Here is a 14104-nt window from a genome sequence, read left to right as displayed (position 1 = left end):
AAGCGTAAGCCTTCAGGCTTCGAAATGTTTATCCTGTTTGTGCGCGCAGGTCACCGCTTTTTATGGCTGCCGCAAAAGATCGGCAGCCCCATCGTCGGTTCGGCCTGTTTGGTATTCCTGGTCATGATCATCACCGGGCTGATCTGGTGGTACCCGCGCAACTGGACTCAAAAGAACCGGGATAAAAGCTTCAAGATCAAGTGGAACGCCAACTGGAAACGATTGAATATCGACCTGCACAATGTCGTGGGTTTTTATGCCTCTATCATCTTGCTGTTTCTGACGATCACCGGCATTTATTTTACCTTCGATTGGTTCAAACACGGTATGTACCGCACGTTAACCTGGAAAACGCCGGTCGAATTGAAAGAGGATGATCCTTTTTCGGATACCACGTTAACCGGCAAACCTGCGGTGAGTGTTGCGCTGGACCATATTTGGAATCAAACCATCAAACGTCATCCTGATTACGGCCGTATCATTTTGCCGCTACCGGATGCAGCCAAAGAGCCCTACCAGGCGATGGTCTTCTTCGGCGATGGCACGATCATTTACAACCGGGCGACCTACTTCTATGACCAAAGCAATTTGAAACCCCTGCGTTATATCGACCAGGATGACCGGCCGTACAGCCAAATATCAGCTGGCGAAAAACTTTACCGGATGAATTTCGATATCCATACCGGGCAGATCCTGGGATTGCCGACCAAGATACTGGCTTTCCTTGCCTGTATGATCGGCGCGAGTTTACCGATAACCGGTATGCTCATCTGGTACAATCGCAAGTGGGGCAAAAAGAAGAAGAAAGCAGCCCTGCCCTTAGCCTAAAGATCAAAGTCCGTGCTTGCCTGCGCCGGAGGTGATCTTCGGGCAGGCACAAAAGTAATTTACCATTAGTCTTTATTTCGGGAACCCGGTCATTTGGCTGGCATTTTTTTTAACAAGCAATTTTTTGCTTGCTGATTTAACTCCTGTTCACTTATCTTTACTTTTAAAGCAATTTCTGTGCCGTTATGCTATTCAACGAAGACGATTTACACCATATCATCGGCCATGCGCCGGTAGGTATCTGCATCCTCAATGCGGCTACGCTTACCATCGAAATGGCCAATGCGCATTTAATCAAGCTGATCGATCAACCAGAAGAAAACCTGTCAGGGAAATCTTATCTGGAGATCTTCAGGGTTGCACGACCCGGTAATGAGGCGGGGGTAAAGATGGCCGGAGAAGGCCGATCCAGCCAGGATCATCAGGCAACGATCGTCCGGATACTTGACGGGAAAGAAGAAGTTGTGCCGGCAACCATTATTTATTGCCCGGTAAAAAACAGTGAGGGAAAGGTCAGCCGGATCGCAATATGGCTACTGGAAAATACCGAGCAGTCGCTGAACGAGGAACTTGGGGCGATCAATGAAGAACTGGCCGCCACGAATGAAGAATACGCGGCGGCTAACGAGGAACTGGCAGCGGCCAACGAAGAATTGGCCACTACCAATGAAGAACTGCTGGCAGCGCAGGATAGTCTCCGGCGGAGCGAAAAACTGTTTCGCTCCATTGCGCTGAATATTCCCGGCTCGCTGCTCATCGTGATCGACCGGCATCACCGGTATATGGCTATCGAAGGCGACATCATGGAAAAATTGGGTTATGACCGGCATGACTATGAAGGCAAACATCCCTCGGAGATTTCCCTCGAACGCTATGAAGCTTCCCGGCATTTGTATGAAAGGGTGATCGCCGGAGAAAAGTTCTCGGTAGAACGCCGGGCGGATACCGGTGAGTTTTACCTTGTTCATTTCGTACCGCTTAAAAATGAACAGGGCGAAGTGGACACCGGGTTAATTATTACGCTGGATATTACGGAGATCAAACAGGCCGAAGAAAAAAGCGCGAAGCTCGCGGCAATCGTGGAAACCTCGGATGACGCGATCATCAGCAAAACGCTGGAAAGCGTGGTTACCAGCTGGAATGCTTCGGCAGAAAGGATGTTTGGCTATACGGCAGAAGAAATGATCGGGCAAACCATTTATAAGATCATCCCCGAAGACCGGCAGGACGAGGAACCCCGGATCATCGCCCGGTTGAAGACCGGAGAGCGGGTGGATCACTTTGAAACTAAAAGGCGTACTAAAGACGGACGGCTCCTGGACATTTCCTTAACCATTTCTCCTGTTAAAGATGCACAGGGAAATATCATTGGGGTATCCAAGATCGCCCGGGATATCACCGAAAAGAAACAGGAAGAACAGCGCAAGAACGACTTTATCGGCATGGTGAGCCATGAACTGAAAACGCCGCTGACCTCGCTGACCTCGATTATCCAGTTAGCTAACCGAAAGTTAAAGCACAGCGAAGACCCATTCCTGGCCAACGCGATGGAGAAGGCCAATTACCAGGCCCGGCGGATGGCTACGATGATCAATGGCTTCCTCAGCGTTTCGCGCCTCGAAGCAGGTAAACTCATGATGGAAAAGCGGCCTTTCGAACTTGATGAGCTATTGCGGGAGATCCTGGAGGAAACCCGGCTGACCGTTACGACACATCGCTTCAGCCTGAATGAATGTGACCACATCACCGTTAATGCGGACCGGGACAAGATCAGCTCCGTTATTTCCAACCTGATCAGCAATGCGGTCAAGTACTCGCCCAAAGGCAGCCTGATCGATATCCGTTGCGAAATAAAGGGGGAAATGGTGATCGTGAGCGTGAAGGATGAGGGTATGGGCATTAAGCCGGAAGATCTCACACATATTTTTGACCGGTACTATCGCGTCGAAACCAGTCACATGCGCCATATTTCCGGTTTTGGCATCGGCCTTTATCTCAGCGCGGAAATTGTTAAATTACATGGTGGTCATATCTGGGCGGAAAGCGAATCCGGTAAAGGTTCGACCTTTTATTTTTCCTTGCCGCGGGCCTGAAGTGCTGCCTGAAAAACAATATCTTATTCCGTCCTACACTGCACTTTTGACCTGGCTGACTAACGGATAATCCACAACCCAACCTGAAACTGTTGATGCTATAAATACGCCAACATATACCTTTAATATGCTTGTAGCACGGCCCTTTCAAGCCAAAGGCAAACTGATGGTAAAGACGGCACCGTTGTCATTGGCCACTCTGATGTCGCCGCCATGGGCGGTAACATATTGCCTGACGATAGCCAATCCCAGCCCGGTTCCGTTGTTTTTATCTTTTGTAACGAAAGGTTCAAAAAGTGTTTTTATGATCTCGGGAGGTATCCCGGGGCCATTATCCCGGACGATAATACATAACTGGTTTTCTTTCGTCTCCGCAAAGGCTGTTATTTCAACATGTGGGGCCGTGGTTTTTTTAGCCAGCAGGGCTTCCGTTGCATTATTGACGAGGTTCATGATTATTCTCTTTAGTTTCCGCTCCTCACCGTGTATCCACAGATCTTCAGGAATAGGCGGATGAATAACGATTTGATCCGGATGATTTACGCCGGAGGAAAGCTTAACACCGTCACGAATAACCCGGCTGATATTGACCGGTACTTTCGCTATGGGTGTTTCTTTGATAAAATCTAAAAAGTCGTCAAATATTTCAGAAGCCTGCTCCGCGCATTGATCCAACAGCTTAGCCCACTCGCTTGGTCCGTCTTCCTCCTGCATCATGGTCGTGATCAGTTTCATGTTTTTAATAGGCGAGCGCAGATCGTGCATGACCATGCCGATGGCTTTACCTACCACGGAAAGCTTTTCCTTTTGGACCAATCTTTCGCTGAGCTCGGCATTCCGGATAGCCTGAGCCGCATTTTGAACAAAAAGTTTCAACAAGTACATTTTCTCCGTTTTCAGCTTTTCCTGTTTTTTCAGCACGGCAAAGACCGAATAACAATCCATCCTGGCCAGCACAAGGTTGTCCAGCTGGACTACCTCATCAGGTTCGATAGGTATATTTTTTACGCGGGAGATCAGTTCATCCAGGTCTATTCTTGCTTCGATCGCGCCGATCGAAAGTATTTTTTCATAGGTAAAATCATCATGCAGTTTCCCTAACAAGGCCATATCTGTTCCCACTGATGCAGCTAATTGTTCCAGGATATTTTTAAGCAAGGCGTTTAGCTGATATTTATTTAAACCGATAGAGGATATCGATTCGATCAATTTTTCCAGATTGCGCAGGCGGTCATAGTCCGTGATCGCTTTTGTCGCCAGCAAAATAATTTCTTCCGCAGCGTAGGGTTTGCAATGATAGCCGACATTTTGCCCGGCCTGATCAACAATATCTTCGATGGAGCGGTCGCTATAAGCGGTGATAAAAATGATCTCAGCCATGCTGTCGTGTTTCCTGATCTGCATAGCGGTCTCCAGCCCATCCCAGCCGGGCATACGGATGTCCAGGAATATCACAGCGTAGGGATGCCCTTCCGCCAAGGCCTTTTCGACAAGAGCGACACCTTCCATGCCATTTGAGGCCTTATCTACGGTAAAAACAGGAATGTTGCTGGCGCGGACCGGGAGAATTTCCTTAGGTTTATCAAACAGGATACTGGCCGCCCGGTTGATATGACCATCTTCGATCCTGTTTTTTCTGGGTACCAGGATATCTTCTATATTATCACGCACCAATTCTTCATCATCGATCACTAATACAGAGGTGTTTACTTGATTCATTGTTATGTTTTTAAGTTCTTTGAGCGGTCATTAATGTTTCGCCGGTATTCTGATCCTCGCCGTTGCGCCGAGACCGGGCCCTGGACTGTCAAGCTGAATTACGCCATCATGGCTTTCGATGATCGATTTGCAATGATGTAACCCTAAGCCTGTTCCTGTATGCTTCGTGGTGTATCCCCTTTGAAAAAGATGGGCAGCTGTCGGCTGATCAAAACCGCTCCCGGTATCCCTGATCGTTAATTCCAGTATCTCATCGATCGCAATTAATTGGATGTCGATCCTTTTTTCAGCTGCTTCCATGGCTATGGCCTCAATACTGTTCTTCAATAGATTTAAAATGACCTGCATCAGTTTCGTGCGGTCGCCTTTGATCAACGCTATCTGGTCAGGCACGGTCAAGGTAACCGCAATTTCCTTTTTATCATAGGATGCGAACAGCATGGACCGGCAATCCTGAATGATGTCTTTTAAATTAACAGGTTTCCGCTCATGTGCCTCTCGCCCGGTCACATACTGGCGCTGGATCGTCAGGATCTCCTGGATATGGCTAACGATGTTCCGTTGTTCATTGATGGACCTGAGCGTTTCTTCGCGGTCGTCTTTTTGGACCGCGGTTATATTTTCCAACAGATCGACCAGGGCATCGGCCTTTTCACGCCCGATCGCGTCTGACATCAGGGCTTGCTGCTCTTTTAAAAACAGGACAACATTTTCGAGCTTGTCAATATGGTCACCCTCCAGGGAGCGGCTGATCCTGGACAGGTACGACCCAAATCCTACTACGGCATTTCCGATATCATGCAATACCTCAGAAGCGATCTCGAACTTGCCTTGCGCGACCGCTTTATCCAGGCCGATCTGTTGTATGGCCTTTTCTTCATTCAGCTTTTCGGTCAGATCTTCGAAGGACATGATCACACAATCATGGAACATTTTAGTGATATTGAACTGATAATGACGCTCCGGATGATCGGTCGGAAGGGGAAGTTTAAAACTGAGCAGATGGTTATAAACGATGCTCCCCTGCTCGGGCTCAAAGCTTTTTATTTTTAACCGGATCTCAGGAAATATACAGTCTAATATGGCGTACATATTATCATCCTGAACCCCATAAATTATCCGTAGGGAATTTAATAAGCCCTGCCCGACCAAATTCAATCGGTTAACATTGCCTTCGATGTCGATCTCAGCCAGTCCCATCGGGGCGTGATCAAATATAGCATTGAATTTTTGTTCAGAAAGGTCAGTTTTATTTTCCATAGGTATTAAAAGAAGCTAATTGATCGGTGATAAATGCATATCGAATGATTATGAACCGCGCTCATTGCTACTACGTTTATTTCTGTGAAATAGTTTGATTTTCAATTATTTATAACGAACACAACACCAGTGCCACCAAGGCGATCAAACGGAAGGCCTGTTATTATCCACTGTTTAAATCAGGGCAACTTCGCCCGTTACATCGACTATCTTCCTGATGACATCATCCAGTTCATCAGCAGATTGCATCAGGTAATCCATGATCTCTTCCTTTTCCTTCGCGCAGATTTGCCTATCGTTAAACAATGGCAACAGCCCCATGATCCTGGCCAGGGGCGCCCGGATCACATGAGATTGCATCCAGGAAATGGCGCGCAGCTTTTCATTTTGCTTTTCAATGGCCCTGATATATTGCAACTTGTCGGTGATGTCCATGGCGACCACAATACTCGTTTTCACACCCCTGAACTGGAACGGAGCGACCTGAATATACATGTCCATTAACTCGCCGGTCTTCTTTTGGTGGACCACCTGGCGGTGAGCTATTGCAGCCCGTTCGATCTTCCCCTGATCCAGTGCACGTTGCATATTCAACAGCTCACTTGCGGGGCGGATGTCCTTTAGGTTCATTGTTAAGAACTCCTCGCGGGTGTAGCCATAAAGGTTAATGGTCGCCTCGTTCACGTCCATAAATTCCAGGGATTCCAGGCTCACGACCCACATTGGCAGCGGGCTGAAATGAAAGACATTGCTGTAGCGTTGCTCAGATTCTTTGAGGTCGGTCAAGGTCTGTTTGCGTTCCGTTATATCCTTAAAATAAACGGATAATCCGGCAGCTGAAGGGTAGGCGCTAACCTCATACCAGCATTCCAGCAGGGCGAAGTAAGCTTCAAAATGAACAGCGCGACCCGTTTTTACGGCTTTGTGATACTCCCGGTAAAATGGCGTGTCTACCGCAGTCGGGAAGACGGTCCATAACATGTATCCCAGCATTTCCTTTTTTGTCTTATGCAATAACTTCTCGGCAGTCCGGTTCCAATAGGTGATAGCCCAGTTCTTATCTACCGCAAAGAACCCGTCACTGATACTTTCCAGGATCTTATTCCTTGCTTCCAATGCCTCGGCATTTTTCTCCCGGACAATGGTCAGCTTGGCCGCGGCCTCCATCGAGGCCATTTTCTCTGTTTGTGCAAGCTGGATCTGATGGTATTTATGCAGCTGAAAGGCGCAAAGTCCACAGATAAAACAAATGATAGCGGTCAGAAGGATATGGGCCAGAAATGTCTGCAGGTCAAAATAATTGAGTTGACTGAAATAGACCTGGCGCATGCCCGTAGCCTGTAAAATACTGAAAAGCGTATGATGCAACATGATAAACAGCAACAAAGGCAGCTGCAGTTTCCAGTTTTGATAAGTGATCAGCAAGGCGCTGCCAATAAAGGCAAAAAAATGCATCTCGAACATGCCATGCAACTGGTAAATGAACTGGGCCATAAATAAGCCTAATACTACGCTGAGGACATATTGGTAGAAGCAAGACCGGGGGAAAGCGATCTTAGCCGAATAGTAAGCGACCAATGCAAGTCCGCCAGAGCCGGATGCGATCAGCCAGGTGCCATGGAATGACGCCAAACCGAGCCCCAGCAGGAAATAGCCGCCAAGGAAATAGTTGATCAGCCGGTCGGAGCGTTCCGTCACGCCGAAATGCAGCGCGCGATCCAAGGTTGCCGGTAATTTAAATTGGCTCTTTTTCATCAGGTATCCCGGTTAACTTAAGCTATAATGCGACCTGTACGAAAAGCACTTTGACGCCCGAAGATCAAAACACATAGACTTTGGTAGGCTATAACGGATCCTGCCCTTACGGTCATAAAAAAGGGAGGCTACCCCAGAAAAAATTATGACCAGCCAAACACTCGTTATCCGTCTCCTCATGATCATCATTACGTTAGTGGTCTCTTTAGAACTAAAGGGTATCCGTTTCTCGGCAGGCTGCTGGTCTAAGACCTGGCTAACCTTTTAGGTTATTATAATTAACCAAAGATGGTCATTTATTATTTAGCTAATGTGATGGAATTCAATTAATAAAGTGATGGTAGTCATATATAAAAATCGAGTTTGACGGAAATAAAGAAATAAATTAACGACAGGGGTAACTCGGCATCCAAAGCTACACCAACCTTTCAGTATCGATATACGTGTACTCATCGGTTTAACTGGAAATTCCGGCATTGTTGACCATGCTGTTCCGTGCCCATCAGACCAACGAGTTGGTATTGATGAATATCAAATTTCAAATATCTAATTCAGGAAGATAGCATGATCAAAGTGTGACAGATCGCCCTGAATTTTTCTCCCAACCGCATTGATCAAAGGCTCCGGAATATCCACCTTCCATCAGGCGATGGTGAATATCACTTTCTTGCAAGTCATAATCCCGTATAATTATTTTGAAAGCTGATATTTTAATATCCAATTCCACGCCGCCACTTTCCAGTTGCTCATTGGCAACAGTCTGTTGTTTTGCCAGCCATTGTTGCTGTAAAACTGAAAGAATTGGTTTGCTTCGGTCGCCGGGATATTTTTCTCACAGAAATAAATGACTACCTGTTTTTGCGTTGGCGGAACATTTCGGCCAAAGCCATCAGGCTCTCCTTTATTTAGCTTTGGTTTTAAATTTTTCGAAGAGTGCATACAGTTCGTCCTGATCATAATAAATATTACCGCCGATCTTTGAATAGCCCAATATCCCGCTTTCGCGGATGGCCTGCAATTTTCCGGGAGATATCCCTATCGCTTTGCGGGCAGCAGCGGACTTCAGCCATTTTTTCTCCTTGTGGCCCTGAAAGCCAGCTAACAGCTCGGTTACCGCGTTGATCAGATCCTTTTTAAAAACTTCCAGATCTTCTACAGTAACTAATTGATGTTTCCCCGCAGATCCCATACCGCACAATTTCCCCCATCATTTGGCAGTAGCTTTACCCCACAGGATCAGGTAAATTTTACTGCGCACATTTCGCTTGTAACACCGCTCGTATTTTATATATCCCCGATCATTGAGATCGTTCAGGCATTTGAGGTAGGTAGCTCTCGATGACATTTTAGCCATCGCCATGATCTCATGGCTAAAAGCCATTACCGGGTTTTGAAAATCTTGAGCCTGCCAGTATTGGAGCAATACCGCATATAACCCGATATGGGTTATGGTGATGCGGCCGTCTTTGCTTATGGCATCAAAAAATCCCGATAATGGCTTAAAAGCTTCCAATCCTCAGGCACTTAGATGCGCACGCCTTGCTTCCTGCCTTGAGTTTTTTCCTCTTTTTGTTCTTCAGCAGCAGCTTCCTTTGCGCTGTTTTGTTGCGATTGTACCTGGCCCGGTTGCTGGGTTTCAGTAACCGCAGCGGCTTGTTCCGTTTGTTGATTTTGTGCCGTCGCTTTGGCAATGGCCGCCTGTTGAACCTGTTGCGGTGTTTGTTCAGCCGCTTCGGATTGACTGACTGCCTGTTTTTCTACCTGTCTTACGACAAGGCTCTGGCCGTTGGCATCGTAAAAATCAAGCCGCGTCATCCGGGGATTGGCCACCACCTTTGCCGGCGTTTCCACCCCGTCACGTACCAAGATTACCGGAACCCTGTCGCCACGTTGTAATGCAGGCAGCAGGCGGCTCCTGTCGTATTTTTCCTGGATGTTTTTGATCGGGTATTTCATCAACTCCTTTTCGTGGTTCCAGAACATCGTTTTCGGCACGAAATTGCCATAACTGTCCGCTTCCTTAAAGTCAAGCCGTTTCCAGCCAAAATAGGTTTCCCCGGTCGGCTTCATTTTGATCTGCCCATTCTCTTCCACCGGCTCCATTTTAGGTTGCTCACGGTAGACCGCACGGCCGTCCAGCATATTGTACCGTTCCTGAAGGGTGTAATTGTAGTTTTTACCCACAAAGAAGGTTTGGGTGAGATCTTCGCGGCCCTCTTTTTTCAGGGTCATCTCCAAGCGATTGAAAAAGGTCATATCCTTTTGCAGATCGTCACCTTTTGAAAAATACAACACGTTTTTCGTTGAATCTTTGCCGAAGTCTTTGGAGAACTCCAGCGTAAATTCGGCCAGGTTCCGCTCCATTTTATCGCGGAGCGGCTCGTTTAACTCATTGCCAAAACCCATGTAAAACAACTGGTTCTGTAAATACTCATAGCTTTGCTCATTCATGATGTTTAATTGTTTAATGATTAATTTTTCGTTAATAAAGTAGTTGGGATAGGTTGATATCCTGATGTCTTCCGGCCGCGTTTCCTTTAACCGTTCATCCATTAGTTTGAATCTCGCATTCAGCGCATCGTATTGCGCATACAGAAAATGCCGGATGTTTTTGGGCTTGCCGATATCGTTATCCGTTTCGATGCGCCATGCTTTTGCCTGGAGATCGGTGTCGTACTGATAAAAGGCGTGCTTAAGCGTCAATCCGCAATAGTTTTCAGGCGTACCTTCCAGGTCGTACCGGTAAGCGAAGCCCCGGTATAAGCCGATCAACTGGTAATCATTTTGATCCATATGATCATGGTATTGGCGGATCAACTCTGCGAAATATTGCTCCGCCTTCTCGAGTGAATTGAATTCATCCATCACTTTAATGCTGTGCCCGACCTCGTAAACCTGGTGCCCGGCGTGGTGGTGCGCCACCACGATAAAGCGGTCAATCTCTTGTTCCGGATCGATCTGCCGATCATGCGCAACCGGGAAAACAGAACCAGCCTGTATCGCCGGAAGTAATTGTTCCGGATCCTGGTTGCGCATCAACCCGACATCCTGTGCCGTCAATTGCGGCATCAGCCTGTCCATAGATACGGTAGGCTGTTCTGATGGCAGGTGGGGCTTTATTGCCTCGCGCAATGTTTCAACAGCCAAAAAATGATAATTGGCATCCACGAAATTTTGCTCGGCATAACTGAAGTTGTTGTTAGCTTCATCGCAAAACCGGATGGCTTCGTCCGCTGATTCAAACCCGTGAAAATTATCGACCTGCCCATTGTTGGGCCAGTCAAAAGCCGCCCAATTCCAACCCTGATCTTCAGCAAGTGCTAAGAAATGGTGGATCACCACGCTGTTATTACGGTCTAATTCCATAAGCTGGATTTTATCTGTCAGTAAGCACGTTAATGTTTTTGTTGACCCGCAGCAGCAAAGGGTGCCCGTCTTTCAATTTAGCCTTGATGCGTTTAACCTTTTTGGAGAAAAGCCCTTTCGCCGTATTCAGCCCCGCACCCGCTAATTGCGTCGTGATCGATGGATCGAGGCTCATAAACTCCATACCCTGTATGCCATTTGCAGCACCATCTTTCATGGCATCGCCGGTAATGGCTTCCGGTACGTTGATACCCTCCAAACCATCCTGCATATCATACACCGTGAGGTCAACTGGCAGTATGGTGTGACCGATGCGGATAATCTTGAGGTTCAGGGTGAGCCGCTGGTTGTATAATAACCCTTTACCGTATATCAATTGCCCCTTTGGTATCAGTTGACCGCTTAGCGTGGCCGTATCCAATAGCTTGATCCGCACCACGCTGCCCTCGGTGATCTTTTGTTTACCATCAATGATGGCCGGTATCGCTTTGAATTTGGATACTGCCGCCGCGCTGTCCGAACTGCTTTTTTCCCTGACGCGTTCCGGGTGCTGGATATCCAGGATCTTCTCCAGCAGGCTGTTCATTTGTTTCAGCTGCGGGTCTTCCGGCACCACCTGGTTTTTCAGAGGGCTGGCATAGTCATTAGCGGGCGTATTACCTGTTATAGCTTTTGGCTCCGGCGCAGGTCTATTGATCGTAGTTTGTAATTCAGCCAACTTTTGGTAAACTTTGGCCTCGTTCGCTGTTGGGCTGGCACCCGAGCCGATCAGCTTGGACGAGCGGGCGGAGCCGATCATGGCGTTCCCGGTCGCAGGTGGGTTGGGGCGCGGGAAGTGCAGGCCCGATGTATCGGTATCTGCTTTGGCATGATAATAAGGGTCGGTTTTCATTTGTTGCCTGAGCTTATCTGAATCCTGCGCAGCCTTGTCGTAATAACTCATTTTATTGAGCGCGCTGTTGTCTTTCAATTTGGCATCGGGCAGGCTGCTGTTGAAGCCTTTTTGCGTCGTGGCCCGGGCATCGGCGGGGTTACCCTTTCCGCCGCCGAGCGCCCAAAAGAGCAGGGTGAGGAAAGGCAGCACGATCAAGGGCAGGAACAGCGCAACTTTTCGCTGGCGCTCCTGTTTGGGGGTCAAGTTTGTTGTTTTCATGGTTTTCTATTGTTGGTTTTTAAATTGTTTTGTATTCTATCTGCCCGCTTTGTGATACAAGGTCTTTTTTGCCCATGCCTCATGAATTTTTCCCGGTGAGGGGAAAAAACAAGGCGGCGGGGTGGCATGCGGGCAAGGGTCAATGGTTCACGATCTTGATGTCTTTGTTTTCTATGGTCGTCCAGCGCTGGATCAAAAAGCCGTGCGGATTATTATCGCTCCGTGACACGTTACGCAATTCCCCTTCGGTGATCAGGCTGCGGGTGACAGTGCTGGTCGTTCGGATGATGCTTTGCGTGGCATAGCATCTGAAAGTATAGGGATACGACTTCAGATCCACGGATACACTATCCACCTGTATCTGCTGGCTGATATTGCCGGAAATGATATTGGCATAGTAGCCGTTCTCGGTCAGGTTATCATATTCCTTTTTGGCGGAGGCATCAGCGAGATAAAGCGCTTTGCTCAAGTTGGCCTGGATCACTTTATCATCGGGGTCGAGCGTAAAGAATAACTGGTGGAAGGTGCGCACGTGGTCACGGGCTTCCACAGCGACGTTATCTTTACGATCGGCGGCTACAGCTTCGAGTACCTTACCATCATAAAGGATATAGACCTTTTGCTGGATGGCTGATACCAGGCTACGGCATTGATAAACGGTGTAGCCGACACTTAAGAAGCAGCCGATAACGATGATGATGGTAAACGTCCGTATATGCTGAAATGCGGTTTCAATATTTCTGAGTTTGGTAAACATGGTTTTTCTCCTTCACTTTATCTGTTTCAATGCCTTGTTTATTTAAAGAATGCGTTAAGTTTTACCGGAAAGTTTGTCCCGTAATGGCTGGGAGTTATTACCGTTGTCACCGGGCTGATCGGGCGGTGGCGGGGATTTCTGCATCATGCTTTGCATGATGGAGCCGCCGATATAGGATACCGCCATCGAGGCCAGTGCGCTGGTCCTGTTGAATAAGGCATGGCCGCCGACATTCATGATATAGCCTGCAATACTGGGCACGGTAAAATAGCCGACGATGCCGATGACCATAAAGATGAGGTACGCGGTGTTGGAATTACCGAACTCGTTGCCTTGCAGGTTACCGGATTGCTGCAACTGGATCATGTTCTCCTGGATCTTGGCGATGATCGCGCCGAAGATATTGGCGACGGGCAGCCACATAAATACATTGACGTAGCGGGCGATCCATTGCTTGAGGGTATGCTGGAAACCATCAAAAATGGACAGCCCGAAGCACAGCGGGCCGAGTATCGCCAGCACGATGAGTTTAAACGTGCGGATGGTATCGATACACAGCGCTGCGGACTCAAACCCGACGTTCAGTATTTGGGCAATAGCCCTTTTGATCCAGTTGCTGATCCCCCAGCCTGAAAACTGGTCGGACATATTGGTGGTGGCCGTTGTCCCGGTAGTGCTCGTACCATCAGGGTGACTATACTGGTACCATTGCGTCGGGTCGGAATTGGTGTTTATTGTGCCGGGTTGCGGATCAGGCGTCTTTTGTTGACTGTCCAGCATCACGGCAATCGCCTGGTTGGAATTGCTGACCATCCCTTGGGTAGCGGTAACGACGGGTTGCAATACCCCGTTCATTAAGGCCAGTACCGATGGAAAGATCAGGATGCAAAACCCGATGGCGAACGGGCGCAGCAACGGATAGATATCGACAGGTTCCGCTGCAGCCATGTGTTTCCAGATCCGGGCGGCGATATACCAAAGGGTTGCAAAACCGGCAACGGCCCGGGCTACATTGATCATGCCGGAGCACAAAGGGATCATTTGGTTGTACAGGCTGTTGAGCACGCCTTGCAGGCTATGGATATCATCGGCCACACCCTGCGCGAAAGTGAACGCAGGCCATAGCAAAAAGAGAGTAGCCAATGCGATTTGTACAGTGATTTTTCTTTTCAT

The 14104-nt window shown here is 48.1% G+C and carries 11 protein-coding genes; 2 read left to right on the top strand and 9 right to left on the bottom strand.

Going from position 1 to position 14104, the window contains the following annotated elements; all coding sequences use genetic code 11:
* Together AC07M6_RS24405 and AC07M6_RS24400 are read left to right on the top strand one after the other, a co-directional pair.
* On the top strand, nucleotides 1-828 hold an 828-nt coding region (locus tag AC07M6_RS24405; protein WP_494894086.1), incomplete at its 5' end, for a PepSY-associated TM helix domain-containing protein.
* A 185-nt stretch (nucleotides 829-1013) separates the two neighbouring features.
* A complete protein-coding gene (locus tag AC07M6_RS24400) occupies nucleotides 1014-2921 on the top strand; it encodes a PAS domain S-box protein (RefSeq protein ID WP_494894084.1) in 1908 nt (635 codons plus the stop codon).
* 147 nt (nucleotides 2922-3068) lie between these two features.
* Here the strand turns inward: AC07M6_RS24400 and AC07M6_RS24395 are convergent, their stop codons facing one another.
* From AC07M6_RS24395 to traJ, 9 genes are all read right to left on the bottom strand, one after another.
* Nucleotides 3069-4640 carry an ATP-binding protein gene (locus AC07M6_RS24395; RefSeq protein ID WP_494894082.1) on the bottom strand — a complete coding sequence of 524 codons (1572 nt, stop codon included), beginning with the start codon at nucleotides 4638-4640 and terminating at the stop codon, nucleotides 3069-3071.
* A 30-nt stretch (nucleotides 4641-4670) separates the two neighbouring features.
* Complete coding sequence (locus AC07M6_RS24390; RefSeq protein ID WP_494894080.1) at nucleotides 4671-5900, bottom strand: sensor histidine kinase; 1230 nt, start codon at nucleotides 5898-5900, stop codon at nucleotides 4671-4673.
* 174 nt (nucleotides 5901-6074) lie between these two features.
* Nucleotides 6075-7655: a PAS domain-containing protein gene (locus tag AC07M6_RS24385; protein WP_494894078.1), complete on the bottom strand. Its 1581-nt coding sequence runs from the start codon at nucleotides 7653-7655 to the stop codon at nucleotides 6075-6077.
* 901 nt (nucleotides 7656-8556) lie between these two features.
* On the bottom strand, nucleotides 8557-8844 hold the full coding sequence (locus AC07M6_RS24380; RefSeq protein WP_494894076.1) for a helix-turn-helix domain-containing protein: 288 nt from the start codon (nucleotides 8842-8844) through the stop codon (nucleotides 8557-8559).
* Nucleotides 8845-8862: 18 nt separating this feature from the next.
* Nucleotides 8863-9168, bottom strand: coding sequence for a hypothetical protein (locus AC07M6_RS24375; RefSeq protein ID WP_494894074.1), 306 nt, complete (start codon nucleotides 9166-9168; stop codon nucleotides 8863-8865).
* 11 nt (nucleotides 9169-9179) lie between these two features.
* A complete protein-coding gene (locus AC07M6_RS24370; protein WP_494894072.1) occupies nucleotides 9180-11021 on the bottom strand; it encodes a hypothetical protein in 1842 nt (613 codons plus the stop codon).
* A gap of 10 nt (nucleotides 11022-11031) precedes the next feature.
* The gene (locus AC07M6_RS24365) at nucleotides 11032-12174 is read right to left on the bottom strand and encodes a conjugative transposon protein TraM (protein WP_494894070.1); all 1143 of its coding nucleotides are present in this window, start codon (nucleotides 12172-12174) and stop codon (nucleotides 11032-11034) included.
* A 139-nt stretch (nucleotides 12175-12313) separates the two neighbouring features.
* Entirely contained in the window at nucleotides 12314-12931 is a 618-nt protein-coding gene (gene traK / locus AC07M6_RS24360) for a conjugative transposon protein TraK (RefSeq protein ID WP_494894068.1), read from the bottom strand.
* A gap of 54 nt (nucleotides 12932-12985) precedes the next feature.
* Nucleotides 12986-14104: a conjugative transposon protein TraJ gene (gene traJ, locus AC07M6_RS24355; protein ID WP_494894067.1), complete on the bottom strand. Its 1119-nt coding sequence runs from the start codon at nucleotides 14102-14104 to the stop codon at nucleotides 12986-12988.

It is taken from the genome of Mucilaginibacter sp. GW821-FHT07H05 (assembly GCF_059418485.1).
Note: the sequence above shows the minus strand (reverse complement) of the source record. Positions and strands in the feature narration are given on the sequence as shown.

Excerpts from the sequence above, each read along its gene's own strand:
- AC07M6_RS24385 (WP_494894078.1), bottom strand. The coding sequence starts at position 7,655 with ATGAAAAAGAGCCAATTTAAATTACCGGCAACCTTGGATCGCGCGCTG.
- AC07M6_RS24400 (WP_494894084.1), top strand. The coding sequence starts at position 1,014 with ATGCTATTCAACGAAGACGATTTACACCATATCATCGGCCATGCGCCG.
- AC07M6_RS24370 (WP_494894072.1), bottom strand. The coding sequence starts at position 11,021 with ATGGAATTAGACCGTAATAACAGCGTGGTGATCCACCATTTCTTAGCA.
- traK (WP_494894068.1), bottom strand. The coding sequence starts at position 12,931 with ATGTTTACCAAACTCAGAAATATTGAAACCGCATTTCAGCATATACGG.
- traJ (WP_494894067.1), bottom strand. The coding sequence starts at position 14,104 with ATGAAAAGAAAAATCACTGTACAAATCGCATTGGCTACTCTCTTTTTG.
- AC07M6_RS24380 (WP_494894076.1), bottom strand. The coding sequence starts at position 8,844 with ATGGGATCTGCGGGGAAACATCAATTAGTTACTGTAGAAGATCTGGAA.
- AC07M6_RS24395 (WP_494894082.1), bottom strand. The coding sequence starts at position 4,640 with ATGAATCAAGTAAACACCTCTGTATTAGTGATCGATGATGAAGAATTG.
- AC07M6_RS24390 (WP_494894080.1), bottom strand. The coding sequence starts at position 5,900 with ATGGAAAATAAAACTGACCTTTCTGAACAAAAATTCAATGCTATATTT.
- AC07M6_RS24365 (WP_494894070.1), bottom strand. The coding sequence starts at position 12,174 with ATGAAAACAACAAACTTGACCCCCAAACAGGAGCGCCAGCGAAAAGTT.